Here is a 20,441-nt window from a genome sequence, read left to right as displayed (position 1 = left end):
ACAATTTCACGCCACGAGCTTACACCAACCTGTCAAACGTTGCCGAGCGTCTGTTGTTGCAGTATTTCTGCGACTGTTTACCCACACATCTCCACGTAGTCGACAGCCGGCTTGATGCCGGCGCGCATGGTCGTCAGTTTCCCTTTGCTGGCTTCGAAGATCAGGGCCTTGTTCTCGCCTTTGGGCAAGACAAGGTACTGGCCCTGTTCGTCGTATTTGTGGCGTTCGCTGCGCAGCCCGGGAGCATGGCGCAACGCATCCTTGGCCGACATGCGCGACGTGACGCCGGCGCTGTTGCGCACCACCGTCCTGGCGTCGGCGCGCACGATCACGCCGTTCTCGACCATGAAGCTCACCTGTGGATAACGCTTGAAGCGGACGATGGGGCAAGAGGGATCGAGCGGCCGCGGCGTGGCGCGCTGGCCCAGCGTGCGTTCGACCTGGTCGAGCCGCTGGCCGAACCCGATCTTGCCGTAGCCATCGGGCGACAACACCTGGCTCGACGCCGTGGCGGACACGCCCAACAGGGCGCTCGCGATGATGAAACGAATGTTCATGGGTCACCTCGTGCAGCAACATGAATCAATGCGACACTGTTCCAAAGACAGTGCGTATTGACGAGTATAGTGACTCACAAGCAAAAACGGCGCTGGACTGCCGGACGCGCGATAATGCCGCCTCCGACACATATCCGCTCAGGCATCAGGCAATGGCTCCAGAACTGCACACTCCCGTCCCTTCGCCCTGCATCAATATCTGCAAGATGGTGCCGGCAACCGGCTTGTGCGAGGGCTGCATGCGCACGATCGACGAGATCCGCGCCTGGCGCAATGCCAGCGAGGACGAGAAGCGCGCGATCTGGGCCGAGATCCGGCGCCGCGAAGCCGGGCTGTTCGGCGAGTAAGGGCGCGCCATGGACCTGCGTTTGCCGCCGTCGATTCATGTGCTCGAGCGCAACTGGCTGTCGTCGAATAATGTCCTGTTGATCGGGCCTGACGACACGGCCCTGATCGACAGCGGCTACGTCACCCATGCGCCGCAGACGCTGGCGCTGGTGCGCCACCTGCTGCGCGGCCGTCCGCTCGACCGCCTGCTCAACACCCACCTGCACTCCGACCACTGCGGCGGCAACGCGGCCCTGCAGGCCGCCTACGGCTGCCACACCGCGATCCCCGCGCCGGAAGCCGACAAGGTCGCGCGCTGGGACGAAGCGGCGCTGAGTTTTCGCGCCACCGGCCAGCAATGCCCGCGTTTCGGCTTCGACGGCGTGCTGGCGCCGGGCGACACCTTATCGTTGGGCGGCCTGCGCTGGCAGGTATTGGCCGCGCCTGGCCATGATCCGCATGCGCTGCTCATCTTTTGTGCAGACGAAGGCGTGCTGGTGTCCGGCGACGCGCTGTGGCAGGACGGCTTCGGCGTGATCTTCCCCGAGCTGGCCGGGGAGCCCGGCTTCGACGAGGTCGGGGCCACGCTCGAGCTGATCGGCAGCCTGGCGCCGCGCGTGGTCATTCCCGGGCATGGGCCCGTGTTCGGCGACGTCGATGCGGCCCTGGCGCGGGCCAGGGCGCGCCTCGACTACCTGGCGGCCGATCCGACACGCAATGCACGCAACGCGGTCAAGGTGCTGCTCAAGTTCCTGTTGCTGGAGCGTGGGAAGATTGCCGTGGCCACGCTGCCGCGCCTGCTCGCATCGATTCCGCTGGTCGAGCGGGTGCGGCCGACCGTGCTCGGACTGGATGCCGATGCGTTGGCGCAATGGGCAGCCGCAGCGCTGGTGCGCGCCGGCGCGGCGCGCATCGAGGGGGAGATGTTGCTCGATCTTTAGAGGAAGAAATCTAGCACGGTCGTTCTTTTTCTGGGGCTATAATGGCCCGATACCCAACACCGAGAGTCCTTTCATGCCGATGCCCGCCGCGTTGCAAGACCTGTCCCTTCCCGTCATCGCCTCGCCGATGTTCATCGCCAGCGGTCCCGCCCTGGTGGCGGCCCAGTGCAAGGCCGGCATCGTCGGTTCCTTCCCGGCCCTGAACGCGCGTCCGGCCGAATTGCTCGACACCTGGCTGACCGACCTGCAGCGCGAGCTGGCCGACTACGCGGCCGCCAATCCGGGCGCGAAAGTGGGCCCGATCGCGGTCAACCAGATCGTCCATCAATCGAACGACCGCCTGGCGCACGACGTCGAGGTGTGCGTCAAGCACCAGGTGCCGATCATCATTTCGTCGCTGCGCGCGCCGCCGCGCGAGATGATGGATGCGGTGCACTCGTATGGCGGCATCGTGCTGCACGACGTGGTCTCGATCCGGCACGCCGAGAAGGCGCTGGAGGCGGGCGTCGATGGCCTGATCCTGGTGGCGGCCGGCGCCGGCGGCCATGCCGGCGCGCTGTCGCCGTTCGCGCTGGTGGGAGAGGTGCGCAAGTTCTTCAAGGGGCCGATTGCCCTGTCCGGATCGATCGCGACCGGCGACGCGATCCTGGCGGCGCAGGCGATGGGCGCCGACTTCGCCTACATCGGTTCGCGCTGGCTGGCCACGAAGGAGTCGAACGTCAGCGACGGCTACCGCGACGCGATCGTCGAATCGAGCGCGGCGGACGTGGTGTACACCAACCTGTTCACCGGCGTGCACGGCAACTACCTGAAAAAATCGATCGTGGCGGCCGGGCTGGATCCGGACAACCTGCCGCAATCGGACAAGAGCAAGATGAGCTTCGGCTCGGGCGCGGCCAAGGCCTGGCGCGACATCTGGGGCGCAGGCCAGGGCGTAGGCCTGATGGACGACGTGCCGACGGTGGCCGAGATGGTCGGGCGGCTCAAGCGCGAGTACGACGCCGCGCGGGCGCGGCTGGCGCTGTAAGACTCAATCCGCCTGCTTCAGGTCTTCCTGACGAATGGTCCACAAGCCCGGCAGGTTGCGCCAGTAGCCATACACGTCCATGCCGAAGCCGACCACGAACTTGTTGGGCAGGGTCAAGCCCACCAGGTCGGCCTGGATCGGCTTGGCGCGGCCCAGGTCCTTGTCGGCGAACACCACGACGACGACTTCGGCGGCGCCCATGTCGAGCAGGCGCTGCTTGACGTGGGCCAGGGTCTCGCCTTCGTCCAGGATATCGTCGACTACCACGATCTTGCGGCCGACGACGTTCTGGCGCGGGATCACCTTCCACACGATCTCGCCGCCGCGGTCTTCGTCGCCATAGCGGCTGACGTGGATGTAGTCGAAGTCGAGCGGGAAGGTCAGTTGCGGCAGCAGGTGGCCGGTAAACACCACCGCGCCGCCCATCACCCCCAGCACCAGCGGGAATTCGGCCGCGCCCTCGGCGTTGAAACGGGCATTGAGTTCGTCGGCGACGCGCCGCACGGCGGCATTGACTTCGACGGGTTCGACGATCTGGGTGGCATTCGCCAGTAGCGCTCGCGCGCGCTCATGGTGGAAATCGTGCATGGTCTTCAGTTCAGTTGAGTGCGGGACCATTATGCGTCATCCGTCGGACCCATGCGTTCCCGTTGGCCATTCGGGAGGATTGCGGCGTATGATACGTGGCTTGGAAAACAAAACCGACGCATCAGCCATGTCCCATAACGAATTCCAGGCCGCACGTGCAGGCCGCCTCGCGCAACTGCGCGCCGCCATGGCGCGCCACGGCATCGACGCCTACATCGTCCCGTCGAGCGATCCGCATCTGTCGGAATACCTGCCCGGCCACTGGAAGGGCCGCGAATGGCTGTCCGGCTTCACCGGCTCGGTCGGCACCTTCATCGCCACCGCCGATTTCGCCGGCGTCTGGACCGATGGTCGCTACTTCACGCAGGCCGAGACCGAGCTGGCAGGCTCCGAGATCGCGCTGATGAAGATCCCGGGCGCCGCGAGCCAGCTGCACGTCGACTGGCTGGCCGCCAACCTGGCAGCGGGCCAGACCGCCGCCGTCGATGCGCGCGTGCTGGGCCTGGCCGGCGCGCGCCTGTTGAAAGATGCCCTGGCCGCCAGGGGCGTGACCCTGCGCACCGACATCGACCTGCTCGACGAAGTCTGGAGCGAGCGTCCATCGCTGCCGCTCGAACCGGTGTTCGAACACGTCGCGCCCTACGCCACCGTCAGCCGCGCCGACAAGCTGCACGCCACGCGCGCCGCGATGGAAGCGCATGGCGCGGGCTTCCATTTCATCTCGACGCTGGACGACATCGCCTACCTGTTCAACCTGCGCGGCGCCGACGTCAGCTTCAACCCGGTGTTCCTGGCGCATGCGCTGATCGGCCGCGGCGACGCGACCCTGTTCGTCCTCGAGGGCAAGGTGCCGCAAGATGTGCGCGCCCGCCTGGAAGCCGACGACGTGCACCTGGCGCCGTACGCCAATGCCGTGCACGCGCTCGAATCGCTGCCGGAAGGCGCGACCCTGCTGCTCGATCCGCGCCGCGTCACCGCCGGCATGCGCGCCGCCGTGGCGCAGGGCGTGAACGTGGTCGAGGCGATCAACCCGACCACCTTCGCCAAGTCGCGCAAGCTGGAAAGCGAGGCGGTGAACGTGCGCGCCGCGATGGAACAGGATGGCGCCGCGCTGTGCGAATTCTTCGCCGCGCTCGAGCCGCTGCTGGCCGACCCGAACCGCGCGCCGTTGAATGAAGTCGACATCGACACCCGCCTCACCGCCGCGCGCGCGCGCCGTCCTCATTTCGTGAGCGCCAGCTTCTCGACCATCGCCGGCTTCAACAGCAATGGCGCGATCATGCACTACCGCGCCGAACAAGCCACCTGCGCCGTCATCGAAGGCGACGGCCTGCTGCTGATCGATTCGGGCGGCCAGTACCTGGGCGGCACCACCGACATCACGCGCGTGATCCCGGTCGGCGCGCCAAGCGCCGCGCAGAAGCGCGACTACACGCTGGTGCTGAAGGGCCTGATCAACCTGTCGGCCGCGCGCTTCCCGCGCGGCACCCGCGCGCCGATGCTGGACGCGATCGCGCGCGCCCCGATCTGGGCCGCCGGCATCGACTACGGCCACGGCACCGGCCACGGCGTCGGCTACTTCCTCAATGTGCACGAAGGCCCGCAGACGATTTCGCCGGCGGTGCCGCCGGAGCCGCATACCGCGATGGAGCCGGGCATGATCACCTCGATCGAGCCGGGCATCTATCGTCCGGGACGCTGGGGCATCCGCATCGAGAACCTGGTGCTGAACCAGCACGTCGAGACGTCCGAGTTCGGCGAATATCTTGGCTTCGAGACCCTGACCTTGTGCCCGATCGATACGCGCCCCATCGATCGCAGCCTGCTGCGCGCCGACGAAATCGCGTGGCTGAACGACTACCACGCGACCGTGCGCGCGCGCCTGACGCCGCACGTCGAAGGCCCGGCATTCGAGTGGCTGATGCTGCGCACGGAGGCGATCTGATGGCCAGCTCGCGTTCCACCCGCGCCAGCACCGCCGTCGAGCGCCTGAAGCAGCGCACCGGGAACAATCTGTACTCGATGGCGCGCACCGGCGACGGCCATTTTTACCTGTCCGAGGCGCCCGGCAGCCCGCCGCTGTGCCCGCCGATGGAGCTCGACGATTTCGTCAACTTCGTCAAGGGTCTCGGTCCGCAGGAGCAGCCGCGCATCAGCAAGAACGACCTGGCGTTCGAGAAGCAGCTGGTCAAGAAAAAAACCTGACCGCCGGCCGACCATGAACACGATGCGCGCATGACGGAAGCCAACCTGTTCGCGGCCTACTGGTCCAAGAACGAGCTGTTCACCAATGGCCTGATCCTGTTGCACCTGGTCGGGGCCCTGCTGCTCGGCCTCCTGGTCGGCTACGAGCGCGCCTATCACGGGCGCGCCGCCGGCATGCGCACCTATGGCCTGGTGTGCATGGCCTCGGCCGCGCTGACCATCCTGGCCGGCTATCCGGACCTGTGGTACGGCGGCCATGCGGGCCTGCTGGCGCCGATCGATCCGACCCGCATCATCCAGGGCGTGGTCACCGGCATCGGCTTCCTCGGCGCCGGCGTCATCATGCGCGACGGCTTCAATATCAGCGGCCTGACCACGGCGGCCTCGATCTGGGCCTCGTCGGCGATCGGCGTCCTGATCGGCATCGGCTTCTACCTCGCCGCGATGGGCCTGGCCTTCCTGTCGGCGATGATCATGATCTACCTGAACCGCCTGGAGACCTTCCTGCCGTCGCGCCACGCGGTGGCGGTGCGGATGCGCTTCCGGCCCGAATTCATGCCGCGCGAAGACGCGATCCGCAAGGTGGCGCTCGAACGCGGCTACGAGATCGCCGGCAGCTCGCTGACCATCAGCAGCGACGAAGGGCGCCAGGAATGGCGCTTCGTGGCGCTGGCGCTGTCGCGCAAGACCGGCGCGCCGCTGTCCGAACTGGCGCGCGAACTGGCCGCCTTCGACGGCGTCGATTCGTTCCAGCTGTCGCACGCGCGCAATTGAAGCGCCACGCATCTTCATCTTCAGGCAACACCAATAACAATGCCAAACGGGGTTTTCCAATGGACGCACAAGAAGTTCTCGATTTCTGGTTCCTGCCGTCTTCCGACCCGGGCCACGGCCAGCAGCGCGCCGCATGGTTCCGCAAGGACGACGCCTTCGACGCCGTCATCCGCGAGCGCTTCGGCGCCGCGATCAACCACGCGATCGCCGGCGGCCTGCGCGAATGGGACGAGGAGGGTCCGCGCGGCGTGCTGGCGCGCATCCTGGTGCTCGACCAGTTCACCCGCAACGCCTATCGCGGCACGCCGGAATCCTTCGCCGGCGACGTGCTGGCGCTGAACGCCGCGCGCCAGCTGGTGGCGTCGGGCGCGCACCTGGCCCTGAGCCCGTGGGAGCGTTCCTTCGCCTACATGCCGTTCGAGCACGCCGAAGACGCGCGCACCCAGGAGCAGTCGGTCGAGCTGTTCACCGACCTGGCCGCCAGCCATGAAGGCTTCAGCCAGTCGCTCGACTATGCGCACCGCCACCGCGGCGTGATCGCGCGCTTCGGCCGCTTCCCGCACCGCAACCCGATCCTGGGCCGCGCCTCGACGCCCGAAGAACTCGACTACCTGGCCAAGCCGGGTGCGGGTTTCTGACGTGGCCTCGACCCTCAACCTGGTCGGCGCCGGCCATGTCGGCAAGGCGCTGGGACGCCTGCTGTCGGCCAGCGGCGCCTACGTGGTGCAGGACGTGCTGACCCGCTCGCCGGCCAGCGCCCGGGCGGCGCTCGACTTCATCGGAGCCGGCCGCGCCGGCGCCGACCTGGCGGCGCTGCGTCCGGCCGACGTTTGGCTGCTGGCCGTGAACGACGACCAGATCGCGCCGATGGCCGCGGCGCTGGCGCAGGCGCATGACGTCCGCGGCGCGGTCGTGTTCCACTGCAGCGGCGCCAAGGCGTCGGGCGAATTGCAGGCGCTCGCGGACCAGGGGGCGCTGGTGGCCAGCGTGCATCCGATCCGCAGCTTCGCCGATCCCGACGCCGTGGCGCGCGACTTCGCCGGCACCTTCTGCGGCATCGAGGGCGAGGCCAAAGCGCTGGCGCGTCTGGCGCCGGCGTTCGAGGCGATCGGCGCGCGCCTCGTGCCCATCGATGCCGCGGCCAAGACGGTCTACCATGCGGCGGCGGTGTTCGCGTCGAATTACCTGACCACGGTGCTCGACGCCGCGCTGCGCGCCTGGCAGGCGGCCGGAGTGCCGGAGGCGATCGCGCGCGAGCTGGCGCGTCCGCTCGCCAGCGAGACCATGGCCAACGTATTCCGCCTGGGCCCGGCGGCGGCCCTGAGCGGGCCGGTGGCGCGCGGCGACCATGCGACCGTGGCGCGCCAGCAGCAGGCCCTGCTCGAGTGGGACGAGGCCACCGGCAGGCTGTACGAGGCGCTGGTGCCATTGACGGCGGATCTGGCGCGGCGCAAGCACGCTGCTGCATGACTTCGACACAATAAGGAAAACGCGATGTTCTTTACCGCCTGGGCCACACTCGCCGTGCTGGGTGTCTATTTCTGGACCTGGGGCGTCGCCGGCTACGCCCGCGTGCGCTACAAGGTGCCGGCGCCATCGATGGAGGGTCCCGAGGCATTCCAGCGCGCCCACCGCGTTCAGATGAACACCCTGGAAATGCTGCCGCTGGTGCTGGTGCCGCTGTGGCTGTGCGCCACCTTCCTGGGCGACCTGTGGGGGGCGGCTGGCGGCCTGCTGTGGTGCCTGGGCCGCATCATGTATGCGCTCGGCTACTACCGCGACCCGGCCAGGCGCGAAGCGGGCTTCATTCTGGGCATGCTGGCTTGCGCTGCGTTAATCGGCGCCACAGTTTTCGGCTTATTGATGCGCTAAAGCGAAAAAAGCGAATACAAAGATCGACAAAGTTCCCGTATGGAAATATGCTTGAGTACTGACTACTAATTAGCATCGCGCGTCTCGTCCTGATGGTCACTGGCGCGCCAGGAGAACAATATGTTGTTTCTGAAGAGCACGAGTGTAACCAAGGCGCCAGGGATCTATGAGGTCGACGTCGCAGCCAAGCCGCCGGGTAAAACCTTTGGCGTCTTCCTGGCCACCGACCCGGAAAACCCGCCGCACACCGTGCTTGCCGGCCTGGCCGAACTGGGTTTCCAGAATGTCCATCAACAAAACTATGTTCACCGCGACAAGGGCAAGGTGCTCGACCTGCATTTCCAGAAGGACGGCACCGATATGTTCAAGGGTTGGAAGGCGGAGGAATGCAGCGCCAACCTGGCCGCCATCGACGCCCTGTTCGGCAATGTCGGCATCAAGGTGGCGCCGCGCGTGATGAGCCTGGCCGAAGCCTACGCCTGACACCCTGGCGTCTCGCTCAGGCCATCACTTCCAGGTGATACAGGGCCCAGGGGCAGGCGCCGAAACGCTGCGCCAGCGGGAGCGCCGCCATCTCCGGCACCCGGTCGGCGTCATACACGGCCCATAGCGGCCCCAGCCCGCCCAGCGGCATCGGCTTGCCATCCAGGTGGGTGGCGACGATGACATTCCACGCTCGCAGCTGTCGCATTTCCAGCACGGCGGCATAGCCGTCGACCGCCCGCATCAGCACCTTGGCGGCATCGCGCGGCTCCGCGCCGGCCTGGGCCAGCACCTCGAGCAGCAGCGGTCCGCGCAAGGTGTGCGGCTTGCCGTCGTATTCCAGGGTCGGGCGGATGGTGCGCGCCGGCAGGGCGGCCAGGGCTGCGAAATCGAGGGCATAGGCACGGTCGAACGCCAGCTTCTGCTTGGCCATCATCTGGTCGAGCGCCGGATCGAGGGCGCCGCGGTTGCTGCGCGTGATTGCGCCGGTGATGGTCAGCAGTGTCGGCCCTGCGGTCGGCCCCGGGGCCGTGCCCGTACTGCGGCTGGCGAAGGCCGGCGCTGCGCCAGCCACGACGGCGGCGCCGAGGAAATGGCGTTTGTCCATGCGAGAATGCGCCGTGGTGGAAAGCTCACCATCATAACCGTGAATTTCGCGCACATATTGACGATGGATTTATTCGCTGCCGACTCCGTCCCGACTCCTATCCCGCTCAAGGACGGCGAGCTCGCCTGGATGCCCCAGCTGCCACTGCCCTGGACCAATGCCGAGGTCATGGCGCGCCTGCTGCGCGAGACCGACTGGCGCGAGGAAACGGTAGTGGTGTACGGCAAGCGTCACCTGCAGCCGCGCCTGAGCGCCTGGTACGGCGACGCGGCCTATACCTACTCCGGACTGCGCCTGCAGCCGGCGCCGTTCACGCCCCTGCTCGACACATTGCGCCAGGCCGTCGAGGCAGCGAGTGGACACCGCTTCAACAGCGTCCTGCTGAATCTCTACCGTAACGAGCGCGACAGCATGGGCATGCACAGCGACGACGAGCCGGAACTGGGACCGCAACCGGTCATCGCCTCGCTCAGCCTGGGCGCTGCCCGCACCTTCATCCTGAAGCATAAATACAACAAAAAGACTGTCCGATTGGAATTGACCGATGGCAGTCTGTTGCTGATGCGCGGTGAAACCCAGAAATATTGGTTGCATGGCATCAATAAGATGACACGCGCGTTACAAGCGCGGGTCAACCTAACTTTCAGGAAAATCGTTTAAACTGACTGCAATCTCATCGATCCACTCGGAAATATTAATAACCGGCGGGTCATTAAGTTACACTTTCTTACAGTTCTTACGGAATCGGCACGGACTTGCTCTTTCGGCAGTGCTATCTTGGTCACATCGCGATTCGTTGGGAATCGCGAGCCAGATGAACAAGAAGAGGAATTGAGATGAAAAAGCTGATCGTTGCACTGCTCGCTACCACCGCCGCTGTCTCGGCTGTCCAGGCACAAGAATTCACCCCACGCGCCTACGTCGGCGTCGGTGCGGTGGCTACCGATTATGAAAGCCGCGTCCCAGGTGCAACCACCGCCGACATCGATACCATCAAGGCATCGGCCAAGCTGTTCGGCGGCTACGAGTTCACCCCGAACTGGGCAGTCGAAGTCGGCCACACCGACTACCGCAGCGCCGACATCTACTACACCCTGGGCCCAGTGGCTGCCAGCGGTCAGGTCGATGGCCGTTCGACCTACGTCGCCGCCAAGTTCAGCTCGCCGCTGACCGAGAAGCTGGTCGGCTACGCCAAGCTGGGCGTGTCGCATGACGTGAACGAACTGGCAGCGGTCAACGCGTCGCTGAACCGTCGCGACAGCGACAACAACGCCTACGGCGCCCTGGGTGTGCAGTACAACATCAACCAGGACGTGGCGGTGATCGCCGAATACGAACGCTTCGGCGGCACCCGCGACTTCGGCGTGCGTCCGAACGCACTGACCATCGGCGCGAAATACTCGTTCTAAGCCGAGCGTTTCACAAGCCAAAAGGCCCTTCGGGGCCTTTTTTCATGGTCGGATCATCCGGGCAAGCGGCATGGCGATTACAGCCGCGCCAGCGCCAGGCCCTGCGGCCGCTGCACCCATGGCGGCACGATGATCGACGGTTCGGGCGCCGCATGCCCGGCCGAGATGAAACGGTGCAGCGACGACCACGGCCATTCACGCGCCTCGAGGCAATGGCCATGGCGCACGGCGTCGGTATGGACATAGTCGACCAGCGCCGCGTAATCGTCGTCCAGGCCGACCCGGTAGTGGCGGTAGTGGCGTTCCCAGACCGCGCCGTCGTCCACCCCGGGCTGGCCGGTCTTGCGCAGCGCTTTGGAAAAGGCGATCTTGACCGCCCGCCAGCGGCTGGAACAGTCGTGGTCGCCCGGTGGCAGGGTCCAGATGGCGTGGGCGTGATCGGGCAGGACCGCCCAGGCATCGACGTGGAAAGGACGGCGCGTACGCGCCAGCCGCATGGCTTCCCCGAACGCGGAGATATGTTCGGTCAACAGGTGACTGCCGCGGTCGAGCAGGCGCACCGTGAAAAAGAAGGTCCCGCCGGGGACGCGGTTATCGCGGTAAAGATTGCGGTAACTGTTAGGGTAATCGAGCATGGTCTGGCCGACGCCGCGCGCATGAAGCGGCTGCGGTCGACGAGCTTCCGGTAGTCCTCATCGCAAACAGTTTTACATATTTTGCATTCGGACCCCGTTCCATTTCCGCTAGTAAAAAGCCCGCCAATGACGGTCGCCAAGGCGGGATTTTCCCTTACGAAACAAGCGCTTGCATTCTGTCCACGGATCAGGTGGTCAGCGGCTTGTAGCGGATACGCTTCGGCTTGGCGCCTTCTTCGCCCAGGCGTTTCTTCTTGTCGGCTTCGTATTCCTGATAGTTGCCATCGAAGAAGGTAACCTGCGAATCGCCTTCGAAGGCCAGGATATGGGTCGCGATACGGTCCAGGAACCAGCGATCGTGGGAGATCACCATCACGCTGCCGGCGAACTCGAGCAGTGCATCTTCCAGTGCGCGCAGGGTTTCGACGTCCAGGTCGTTCGACGGTTCGTCCAGCAGCAGGACGTTGCCGCCCTGCAGCAGGGTCTTGGCCAGGTGCAGACGGCCGCGTTCACCGCCCGACAGATTGCCCACGACTTTTTGCTGGTCAGAACCCTTGAAGTTGAAGCGGCCCAGGTAGGCGCGCGACGGCATTTCGAAGCGGCCCACGCTGAGCATGTCGGCGCCGCCGGAGACGTCTTCGAACACGGTCTTGTTGTTGGCCAGTTCGTCGCGGCTCTGGTCGACCAGCGACACCTTGGCGGTCTTGCCGATCACGACTTCGCCGCTGTCCGGCTGCTCTTTGCCGGCGATCATCTTGAACAGGGTCGACTTACCGGCGCCGTTGGGGCCGATGATGCCGACGATCGCGCCTGGCGGGATGGTGAACGACAAATTATCAATCAACAGACGGTCGCCGAAGGCTTTCGAGACGTTCTTGAACTCGATGACTTCATTGCCCAGGCGCTCGGCCACGGGGATGAAGATCTCCTGCGTCTCGTTGCGCTTCTGGTATTCGTATTCGGAGAGTTCGTTGAAGCGGGCCAGGCGGGCTTTCGACTTGGCCTGGCGCGCCTTCGGATTCTGGCGCGACCATTCGAGTTCCTTCTGCAGCGCCTTCTGGCGCGCCGATTCGGTCGCTTCTTCCTGTTTCAGGCGCGCCTGCTTCTGGTCGAGCCACGACGAGTAATTGCCCTTCCATGGGATGCCATGGCCGCGGTCCAGTTCCAGGATCCATTCGGCGGCGTTGTCGAGGAAGTAGCGGTCGTGGGTGATGCCGACCACGGTGCCCGGGAAGCGCAGCAGGAATTGCTCCAGCCACTCGACCGATTCGGCGTCCAGGTGGTTGGTCGGTTCGTCGAGCAGCAGCATGTCGGGTTTCGACAGCAGCAGCTTGCACAGCGCCACGCGGCGCTTCTCGCCACCCGACAGCACGCCGATTTTCTGGTCCCATGGCGGCAGGCGCAGCGCGTCGGCGGCCATTTCCATTTGCAGGTTCAGGTTGCCGCCGTCGGCCGCGGCGATGATCGATTCCAGGCGTTCCTGTTCCTTGGCCAGGGCGTCGAAGTCGGCATCCTCGTCGGCGTAGGCGGCGTACACGGCTTCGAGCTTGGCTTGCGCCTCGAAGGCTTCGCCGAGGCCGGATTCCACTTCTTGACGCACGGTTTTTTCCGGGTCGAGCTGCGGTTCCTGCGGCAGGTAGCCGATGTTCAGGCCCGGCATCGGGCGTGCTTCGCCCTGGATGTCGGTGTCGATGCCGGCCATGATCTTGAGCAGGGTCGACTTGCCCGAGCCGTTCAGGCCCAGCACGCCGATCTTGGCGCCCGGGAAGAAGGACAACGAGATGTCCTTGAGAATTTGACGTTTCGGCGGGACGATCTTGCCCACGCGGTTCATCGTATAGACGTAATTGGCCATGCTTTGACTCTGGTGTTGTTTAAGGTGCACAGGATACGACAGAACCCCGTGCCCGACACAGGATTTCTTGGCCGATGCCGGTGAAATCCTGCGGGTTATTAACAGGAACTGCGAGAAACTGCGCCGGATCAGCCCTTGGCCGGCGCCGGCGGCCGGCGCAGCAGGCCTTCGCCGGCGAACAGGATCAGCGCGCTCCAGATCAGCACGAAGCCGACCAGGCGATCGGCGGTAAACGCTTCCTTGAACAGCCACACGCCGAGCAGGAATTGCAGGGTCGGCGACAGGTATTGCAGCAGGCCCAGGACCGACAGCGGGATCTTGCGCGCGCCGCTGGCGAACAGCAGCAGCGGGATCGCGGTGAGCGGGCCGGCCATCACCAGCAGCACGCGCGTGGTGTCGGAGTCGGTGTTGATGAACACGTTCTGGCCATTCACGGTCAGCCAGATGACATAGGCGGCCGCCAGCGGGAACAGCACGATGGTCTCGAACGACAGTCCCTCGAGCGCGCCGAGCGCCGCCGTCTTGCGCAGCAGGCCGTAGCCGCCGAAGGAGAACGCCAGGAACAGCGCGATCCAGGGCACCGTGCCGGTCTGCCAGGTCAGCCAGGCCACGCCCAGCGCGGCAATCGCGATCGCCACCCACTGGACGGCGCGCAGGCGCTCCTTCAGGATCAGGTAGCCCAGCATGATATTGACCAGCGGATTGATGAAATAGCCGAGGCTGGCTTCGATCACGTGGTGGTTGGTGACCGACCAGATATACACCAGCCAGTTGGCGCTGAGCAGCAGGGCGGACAGCACGAAGCTGAAGAACACGCGCGGCTGGCGCACCACGTTCAGCCATTTCCACTGGCGCCGCAGCACCAGCACGATCAGCAGGAAGCCGAGCGACCACAGCATGCGGTGCGCCAGGATCTGCAGTGGCGGCACGCCGTCCAGCGCGTGGAAATAAATGGGGAACAGGCCCCAGCAGAGAAAGGCCAGGGCCGCGTAGATGATTCCGGAACGCATGGAAGTGGGGGCTGGATTGCAGGGATGACATTATCCCTGAATATGTACGCAGCTGCTGGAGGGTGCCTCTTTTTGCAGGGGTGTATGATGCACCACGAAATATTCTTGCTTTTTTTCAGCCACTATTTTATGGTGCGCCGCACCAATACAAAAGCGATGGTGTAATCTTGACATCAGATAGCAAGAAAAGCAGCCTGGCGGCACTCACCCTGGCTGCGGTCGGCATCGTCTACGGCGACATCGGCACCAGCCCCCTCTACACGCTGCGCGCGGTGTTCGACGACACCCACGGCCTGCCTCTCAATACTCCCAACATCCTCGGCGTCATCTCCCTGATCTTCTGGGCGCTCACGGTCATCGTTTCGCTCAAGTACGTGAGCCTGGTGCTGCGCGCGCACAACCGCGGCGAGGGCGGTATCATGGCCCTGATGGCGCTGGCGACCAACTCGGTGCCGCGCCACTCGCGCTGGAGTTTCCCGCTGCTGGCCATCGGCGTCATCGGCGCCACCATGTTCTATGGCGACAGCGTGATCACGCCGGCGATCTCGGTGCTCGGCGCGATCGAGGGCCTCGAGGTGGCCGCGCCCGGCATGTCGCACTACGTGGTGCCCCTGGCGGTGGTGGTGCTGGTGGCCCTGTACAGCGTGCAGCGCCATGGCACGGCCGGCATCGGCCGCTTCTTCGGTCCGGTGATGCTGGTGTGGTTCCTGGCGCTGGCCGCGATGGGCATCGTCAACATCGTCCAGTCGCCCGAGATCCTGAACGCGCTCAACCCCTGGCATGCGGCGCACTTCATGCTGGACAATAAATTGCTGGCCTTTATCGCGCTGGGCGCGGTGGTGCTGGCGATCACCGGCGCCGAGGCCCTGTATGCCGACATGGGGCACTTCGGCGCCAAGCCGATCCGCATGGCCTGGTTCCTGATCGCCTATCCGGCGCTGACCCTGAACTACCTGGGGCAAGGCGGCCTGCTGATCGCCGATCCCGGCGCGGTGGAAAACCCGTTCTACCACCAGCTCGGCACCTGGAGCGTGATCCCGCTGGTGATCCTGTCGACCATGGCGGCGGTGATCGCCTCGCAGGCCACGATCAGCGGCACCTATTCGATGACCAAGCAGGCGATCGCGCTCGGCCTGCTGCCGCGCATGCGCATCCTGCACACCTCGGAAAGCGAGATCGGCCAGATCTACATTCCGGCCGTCAACTGGCTGCAGCTGGCGGTGGTGCTGATCGCCGTGGTCGGCTTCGGCTCGTCGGACGAGCTGGCGGGCGCCTACGGCATCGCGGTCACGGCGACCATGATGATGACCACCGTGCTGACCTTCTTCGTGACCCGCTACCGCTGGCGCATGCCGCTGTGGGTCTGCCTGGGCGCGACCGGCTTCTTCCTGATCATCGATGTGCTGCTGTTCTCGGCCACCACCACCAAGGTCTTCCACGGCGGCTGGTTCCCGCTGCTGATGGGCGGCGTGCTGCTGACCCTGATGCTGACCTGGAAGCGCGGACGCGCTCTGGTGTTCGAGAACCTGCAGAAGCATGCGATACCGCTGGAAGCCTTCATGGAATCGCTGTTCGTGGCGCCGCCGACGCGGGTGCCGGGCACCGCCATCTTCCTGCGCGGCGAAAGCGACGGCGTGCCGCACGCGATGCTGCACAACCTGTCGCACAACAAGGTGCTGCACGAACGGGTGGTGTTCCTGACCGTGCACATGCGCGAGGAGCCATGGGTGCCGTTCGAGGAACAGATCGACATCGTCGACCTGGGCCACAACTGCTACCAGCTGAACATCCACTATGGCTTCAAGGACGAGGCCGACATTCCGGACATCCTCGACCGCTGCGGCGCGCTCGGCCTGTCGTTCGAGATGATGGAAACCTCGTTCTTCATCGCGCGCCAGACCGTGATCTCGGGCCCGGGCGGCGGCATGGCGCCATGGCGCGAGCACCTGTACGTGGCGATGTCGCGCAATGCGCGCAGCGCGGCCGACTATTACCAGATCCGCAGCAACCGGGTGATCGAGCTGGGCACGCAGATCGAGATCTGAGGAGACCGCCGCCATTGATGTACGGATCTGGAACTGTATATCTCAGTGTACGATTGTCATTCTGCTATGTTGCAGCCTGCCGGCAGTCCGCATGCGTGGCCATGGCGGTCCCGCACCACGATCACAGGGGCTCGCCTGATATCGGGCAGACGAGTGGCCAGGTGTCATGATTTTCTCCTGGAAAGATGACATGGCAGAAAAATGCTAAGATTGTTGACAATTTTTTACCGATGGTCAGGGGAACCCTGTGTGTATGGTCATGCCAAACTGTATATGCCTGGCGCCATGAATTTCGTGAGAGTAAGGCAAAAGCGTATTGCATGAAGTACTGGCAGGTTCCACGGGTAGCAGTCAACCACGGCGCTGCCTGTTACCTGACATGTACAGACTTGCCGCATTCTGGACTTGAAGCCGAACAGCCCCTCCTCGATACACTTGTAGCTGACTGTTATCAGGTCAGCCAACACACTCGCGAAGATTTAGGTGACTATAGGAGATAAATCTTGTCCATGATAATTATTATGGCAACGTGCAACGGGGCCAAGACGTTGCCAAAAGTGTTTGAAGGATATGCGAACCTCGCACAACCCGTAGGTGGGTGGTCGGCCATCGTGGTGGATGACGGGAGCGATGACGAAACCCGTTCAATCGTCGAATCTTACGCAAAATTATTGCCGATCGAATACGTTCATCAGGAGCGAAGCGGCAAGAACGCAGCACTCAACCGTGGCGTTGAGCTGGCGCTGCAACGTCGTCCGGCCGCCGAGTTGTTCGTGATGACAGACGATGACGCCACGCCTGAGCGCGATTGGCTTGTTGCGATGCAGGCTTGCATGCTGGAGCACGCCGACTACGACCTGTTTGGTGGTGCAATATTGCCCGATTGGGGCGCCCCACCTCCTGACTGGGTGCTGCGTCACGTTCCACTTGGGCTGGCGTTCGCGATCACCAACTTCAGCGACGGCCCGATTCAGCCCGGCGCCATATGGGGGCCGAATATGGCAGTTCGCCGCCGGGTGTTCGAAGCCGGGCACCGGTTCAACCCGAATGTGGGACCAAACCGCGGTAACTATATCATGGGTAGCGAGACGGAATTCAATAAACGTGTCGTCGCCGCAGGCCATAAAGCCTGGTTCTCGAACAATCCGCGAGTCAACCATTTTATTCGTCCACATCAGTTAACTGAGGAGTTTTGCCTGGGCCGCGCTTTCCGAGGAGGACGCGGTACTTGTCTGGAAACGGGCGACATGACGCACTTCCCCACATTATTTGGCGTACCGCGCTGGCTATATACGAAAAAAATGCGTCATGCACTGCAAATTGCCTTGGCAACGTTGCGTGGCGATAGTGAAGCCAAGTTCAAGGCGCGCTTCCACTACCATCACACGCGTGGATTCTTGCATCAGGCACATGATCTGAAAAACGCAGCATCGCGGAAACAATGAGCTTGCTTTAGCGGGCTCAACCGGGCATCGCAAGACTGGATCATTGAACGGATTGTGATATAGAACTTGTGCATCAATCTTTTCATGAATTGGATATTGGAATGAACGAATCATTTTTCCACGTCAAACGGCTGACTGAAGGGTTTGATGTTCGGGGAAAAGCGCATTGTGCCCTTGGGCACCAGATCGCACGAGAATCGGGTAATCCCGATGGCATCTACGTCGAATGGAATTGGGATGGGAAGTGCTTAACTGCGCGCAACGACCGCTACGGGATGTTCCCGGTTTTTTATTACTCGCGCGACGGGGAATTCGCGATATCGTCGTCCATTGATCAGCTTCTCAATGCCGGTGCCAGTCCCGAACTGGATGAAACGGCGCTATCCGTATTCTTCAGGCTCGGCTTTTTTATCGGCGACGATACACCTTTCCGCCACATCCGCGCCCTGCCGCCGGCGGCGACACTGAGTTGGGATGGTGAACTACGTCTTGAACGCGCGACCAGGGCCCGTGGCGCCCCCAGCCGTGGCGAATCTCGCACATCTGCGCTCGACACCTATAACGAACTTTTCCGCCGTTCGATGACCCGGCGGGCTCCCTCCGATGCGAATTTCGCTGTGCCATTGAGCGGAGGACGCGATTCACGACATATCTTGTTCGAACTGCTCCGCCAAGGGCATAAGCCTGGTCGCTGCATTACTGCGCTCCACTTCCCACCACGGGGAAACGAAGATGCGCGCATTGCCACCATGCTTACGCAAGAATTCGGGTTGAAGCATGACATTATTCCGCAATCCGGCTCATTTTACACAGCGGAAGCGGCGAAAAATCTGTTGACCAGTTATTGCACCGATGAGCATGCCTGGTATCTGGAGACGGTATCCAATATTCGCGCGCGAGAACGTGTCGTTTATGACGGTATTGCAGGAGATGTTCTTTCGCAAAGCGTTTTTCTGACAGAGGAACGCCTGCGATTATTCCAGACCGCTTCTGCCAAAGAAATCGCAACACAGCTCCTTAGCAAAGCCGAGAGGAAACTCAGCAATCTTCTGACGCCGCAGTTATACCGTAGTACAAGCCTGGAACTTGCTGTCAGCCATCTGGAAAAAGAAGTAAAAACTCATTTGGATAGTCCAAATCCGGTCGGTTCGTTCTTCTTCTGGAACCGTACACGACGCGAGATTGCCTTGGTACCCTATGGCCTGCTGGGAGATGTGCCAACGGTGTATGCTCCATTCCTGGATCATGATCTCTACGACTTTCTTACGGGACTGCCTGTAGAAATGTTAGTCGATCATACCTTCCATACAGATACAATCAGCCGCGCATATCCCGAGTACGCAGGACTTCCATATGAAGACAAAGGAAAGCGCGCCGATTCGCCAGACTTCATGCTGCTTCACGCCGAATTTGGCAGGAAGGTAGCCAAGCGCCTGCTGCTTCGTCCATCATCACGACTGATCAACAAGCGCTTTGCCCTTCCACGCGCTGTGCGGACCCTCTTCAGTTCAGCCTTCAGTGCGTCTACACACTGGTACAGTCCGTTGGCACTCTATCTCGACCAGCTCGATATCGCGTCGCGTCGCTGAGCGCCGCGGAATGCCATGGCATCCCGCATCGGCCGTTTCGGGCCGAGGGGGCGAGGTTGACTTTTCTCGCTGTCGTCCCGGCACGTCCGTTGCAGAATGGCACGACAATTATCAGACAAATTCAAGACAGTTTCATGGGACTAATTCGATAAGGTACGAGGTTTCGTTACACCAACCTTATTTGCCTTTCCTGTCGAGGACCCCCATGAAGCTGAAGTTTCCCCTGATTGCCGCCTTTGCCGCCATGCTCGCGCTGACCGCCTGCGGCGGTGGCGGCAGCGACGACGACAAGCCCGTCGTCAGCAGCCCCGCGGCGCTGACCAAGACCGACAACACGGTGGGTACCGGCGCCGAGGCCGTGACCGGCAAGACGGTGACCACCCAGTACACGCTGTGGCTGTATAACGACAAGGTCGCCGACTTCAAGGGCACGCGTCTGGAATCGGGCAATCTGCGCCCTTACGTCGTCGGCAGCGGCACCGTCATTCCCGGCTACGACCAGGGTGTGATCGGCATGAAGGTCGGCGGCAAGCGCACCGTCCTGATCCCGGCTAACCAGGCCTACGGCGCGACCGGCAACGGTCCGGTTCCGCCGAACTCGGGCCTGGTGTATGAAATCATCCTGACCAAGGTCGAGTAAGCCGGCCAGGCCCGGCGTCAATGACCTACCGGACCGGGGCACCGCCCCGGTCTTTTTTTGCGTGTACGGCTGACCTGGCGCACGGTCCACGTGACGGCGGCAGGCGATGCTCGGGATTTTAGGCCGAGCCGATCATGCGTTCTTCTTTCCACTTTGCCGTCTGCCTGCTGCCCAGCTACTCTGCCTTCGCCGCCACCAGGCCCGCGCCCGCGCCGGTCTCCCCGGCTTGCGTCGTCGCTGATCCCGTTCTCGCCGCCGACCCGCCCGCCTGGCTGCTGCTGGCCGCCGCGCTGCTGCTGCTCGGGGCAGGCCGCCTGGCCGCCTCCTGACCCGTGCACGCCTGCGCTGGCGCAGAACGTCCCCGCCGTGTTTGCGACATCGTTGAGATTCCCCGGTCACCGGAAGGATCGATCATGTCCCTGCGCAAACATT

23 protein-coding genes are annotated in these 20,441 nt (G+C 63.6%); 17 read left to right on the top strand and 6 right to left on the bottom strand.

Annotated elements, in window-relative coordinates; genetic code table 11:
- Window positions 1-77: 77 nt before the first annotated feature.
- Window positions 78-557 carry a hypothetical protein gene (locus ABIB42_RS22680; RefSeq protein WP_219861945.1) on the bottom strand — a complete coding sequence of 160 codons (480 nt, stop codon included), beginning with the start codon at window positions 555-557 and terminating at the stop codon, window positions 78-80.
- A gap of 152 nt (window positions 558-709) precedes the next feature.
- On the opposite strand from ABIB42_RS22680, the gene ABIB42_RS22675 reads away from it, so the two are divergent.
- From ABIB42_RS22675 to ABIB42_RS22665, 3 genes are all read left to right on the top strand, one after another.
- Window positions 710-904, top strand: a complete 195-nt coding sequence (locus ABIB42_RS22675) for a DUF1289 domain-containing protein (RefSeq protein ID WP_184238604.1) — start codon at window positions 710-712, stop codon at window positions 902-904.
- 9 nt (window positions 905-913) lie between these two features.
- Window positions 914-1,825, top strand: a complete 912-nt coding sequence (locus tag ABIB42_RS22670; protein ID WP_219861948.1) for an MBL fold metallo-hydrolase — start codon at window positions 914-916, stop codon at window positions 1,823-1,825.
- Window positions 1,826-1,898: 73 nt separating this feature from the next.
- Window positions 1,899-2,852, top strand: a complete 954-nt coding sequence (locus ABIB42_RS22665) for an NAD(P)H-dependent flavin oxidoreductase (protein WP_005663998.1) — start codon at window positions 1,899-1,901, stop codon at window positions 2,850-2,852.
- A gap of 3 nt (window positions 2,853-2,855) precedes the next feature.
- Here ABIB42_RS22665 and ABIB42_RS22660 read toward each other — a convergent pair whose 3' ends face one another.
- Entirely contained in the window at window positions 2,856-3,440 is a 585-nt protein-coding gene (locus ABIB42_RS22660; RefSeq protein WP_219861950.1) for a hypoxanthine-guanine phosphoribosyltransferase, read from the bottom strand.
- Window positions 3,441-3,567: 127 nt separating this feature from the next.
- Here ABIB42_RS22660 and ABIB42_RS22655 point away from each other — a divergent pair, with 127 nt between their 5' ends.
- The 7 genes from ABIB42_RS22655 to ABIB42_RS22625 all read left to right on the top strand — a co-directional run bounded on the left by ABIB42_RS22655 (window position 3,568) and on the right by ABIB42_RS22625 (window position 8,774).
- Entirely contained in the window at window positions 3,568-5,385 is a 1,818-nt protein-coding gene (locus ABIB42_RS22655; protein ID WP_219861952.1) for an aminopeptidase P family protein, read from the top strand.
- Window positions 5,385-5,645 (top strand): hypothetical protein, encoded by a 261-nt coding sequence (locus ABIB42_RS22650; protein WP_071360932.1) that lies wholly within the window; start codon window positions 5,385-5,387, stop codon window positions 5,643-5,645. Before ABIB42_RS22655 ends, ABIB42_RS22650 begins: the two co-directional genes overlap by 1 nt.
- Window positions 5,646-5,675: 30 nt before the next feature.
- Window positions 5,676-6,419 carry an MgtC/SapB family protein gene (locus tag ABIB42_RS22645; protein WP_071360931.1) on the top strand — a complete coding sequence of 248 codons (744 nt, stop codon included), beginning with the start codon at window positions 5,676-5,678 and terminating at the stop codon, window positions 6,417-6,419.
- Window positions 6,420-6,478: 59 nt separating this feature from the next.
- Complete coding sequence (locus tag ABIB42_RS22640; RefSeq protein ID WP_219861954.1) at window positions 6,479-7,057, top strand: DUF924 family protein; 579 nt, start codon at window positions 6,479-6,481, stop codon at window positions 7,055-7,057.
- Window position 7,058: 1 nt separating this feature from the next.
- The gene (locus ABIB42_RS22635; protein ID WP_219865139.1) at window positions 7,059-7,889 is read left to right on the top strand and encodes a Rossmann-like and DUF2520 domain-containing protein; all 831 of its coding nucleotides are present in this window, start codon (window positions 7,059-7,061) and stop codon (window positions 7,887-7,889) included.
- Window positions 7,890-7,913: 24 nt separating this feature from the next.
- Window positions 7,914-8,291 carry an MAPEG family protein gene (locus tag ABIB42_RS22630; protein ID WP_219861956.1) on the top strand — a complete coding sequence of 126 codons (378 nt, stop codon included), beginning with the start codon at window positions 7,914-7,916 and terminating at the stop codon, window positions 8,289-8,291.
- A gap of 120 nt (window positions 8,292-8,411) precedes the next feature.
- Window positions 8,412-8,774: a hypothetical protein gene (locus tag ABIB42_RS22625; RefSeq protein ID WP_005663981.1), complete on the top strand. Its 363-nt coding sequence runs from the start codon at window positions 8,412-8,414 to the stop codon at window positions 8,772-8,774.
- 16 nt (window positions 8,775-8,790) lie between these two features.
- On the opposite strand, the gene ABIB42_RS22620 is transcribed toward ABIB42_RS22625, so the two are convergent.
- Entirely contained in the window at window positions 8,791-9,381 is a 591-nt protein-coding gene (locus ABIB42_RS22620) for a hypothetical protein (protein ID WP_005663979.1), read from the bottom strand.
- Between the two features lie 63 nt (window positions 9,382-9,444).
- Between ABIB42_RS22620 and ABIB42_RS22615 the strand changes: the two genes are divergently transcribed.
- A complete protein-coding gene (locus ABIB42_RS22615; RefSeq protein ID WP_184238623.1) occupies window positions 9,445-10,041 on the top strand; it encodes an alpha-ketoglutarate-dependent dioxygenase AlkB family protein in 597 nt (198 codons plus the stop codon).
- 176 nt (window positions 10,042-10,217) lie between these two features.
- Window positions 10,218-10,790 (top strand): porin family protein, encoded by a 573-nt coding sequence (locus ABIB42_RS22610; protein ID WP_005663975.1) that lies wholly within the window; start codon window positions 10,218-10,220, stop codon window positions 10,788-10,790.
- Between the two features lie 77 nt (window positions 10,791-10,867).
- On the opposite strand, the gene ABIB42_RS22605 is transcribed toward ABIB42_RS22610, so the two are convergent.
- The 3 genes from ABIB42_RS22605 to rarD all read right to left on the bottom strand — a co-directional run bounded on the left by ABIB42_RS22605 (window position 10,868) and on the right by rarD (window position 14,290).
- Window positions 10,868-11,425, bottom strand: a complete 558-nt coding sequence (locus ABIB42_RS22605; RefSeq protein WP_005663973.1) for an REP-associated tyrosine transposase — start codon at window positions 11,423-11,425, stop codon at window positions 10,868-10,870.
- Between the two features lie 187 nt (window positions 11,426-11,612).
- Window positions 11,613-13,280, bottom strand: a complete 1,668-nt coding sequence (gene ettA / locus ABIB42_RS22600; RefSeq protein ID WP_005663971.1) for an energy-dependent translational throttle protein EttA — start codon at window positions 13,278-13,280, stop codon at window positions 11,613-11,615.
- A gap of 128 nt (window positions 13,281-13,408) precedes the next feature.
- Window positions 13,409-14,290 (bottom strand): EamA family transporter RarD, encoded by an 882-nt coding sequence (rarD, locus tag ABIB42_RS22595; RefSeq protein ID WP_005663969.1) that lies wholly within the window; start codon window positions 14,288-14,290, stop codon window positions 13,409-13,411.
- Window positions 14,291-14,457: 167 nt separating this feature from the next.
- On the opposite strand from rarD, the gene ABIB42_RS22590 reads away from it, so the two are divergent.
- From ABIB42_RS22590 to ABIB42_RS22570, 5 genes are all read left to right on the top strand, one after another.
- The gene (locus ABIB42_RS22590) at window positions 14,458-16,335 is read left to right on the top strand and encodes a potassium transporter Kup (protein WP_219861958.1); all 1,878 of its coding nucleotides are present in this window, start codon (window positions 14,458-14,460) and stop codon (window positions 16,333-16,335) included.
- A 509-nt stretch (window positions 16,336-16,844) separates the two neighbouring features.
- Window positions 16,845-17,780, top strand: coding sequence for a glycosyltransferase (locus ABIB42_RS22585; RefSeq protein ID WP_429249024.1), 936 nt, complete (start codon window positions 16,845-16,847; stop codon window positions 17,778-17,780).
- Between the two features lie 101 nt (window positions 17,781-17,881).
- On the top strand, window positions 17,882-19,369 hold the full coding sequence (locus ABIB42_RS22580) for an asparagine synthase family protein (protein WP_219861961.1): 1,488 nt from the start codon (window positions 17,882-17,884) through the stop codon (window positions 19,367-19,369).
- 205 nt (window positions 19,370-19,574) lie between these two features.
- Window positions 19,575-20,009: an FKBP-type peptidyl-prolyl cis-trans isomerase gene (locus ABIB42_RS22575; protein ID WP_071360923.1), complete on the top strand. Its 435-nt coding sequence runs from the start codon at window positions 19,575-19,577 to the stop codon at window positions 20,007-20,009.
- 134 nt (window positions 20,010-20,143) lie between these two features.
- Entirely contained in the window at window positions 20,144-20,338 is a 195-nt protein-coding gene (locus tag ABIB42_RS22570; RefSeq protein WP_005663961.1) for a hypothetical protein, read from the top strand.
- Window positions 20,339-20,441 lie beyond the last annotated feature (103 nt).

Origin of the sequence: Massilia sp. UYP32 (genome assembly GCF_050434365.1) — a bacterium.
GTDB lineage: Bacteria > Pseudomonadota > Gammaproteobacteria > Burkholderiales > Burkholderiaceae_D > Telluria > Telluria timonae.
This window is presented reverse-complemented; position numbering and strand designations above follow the sequence as displayed.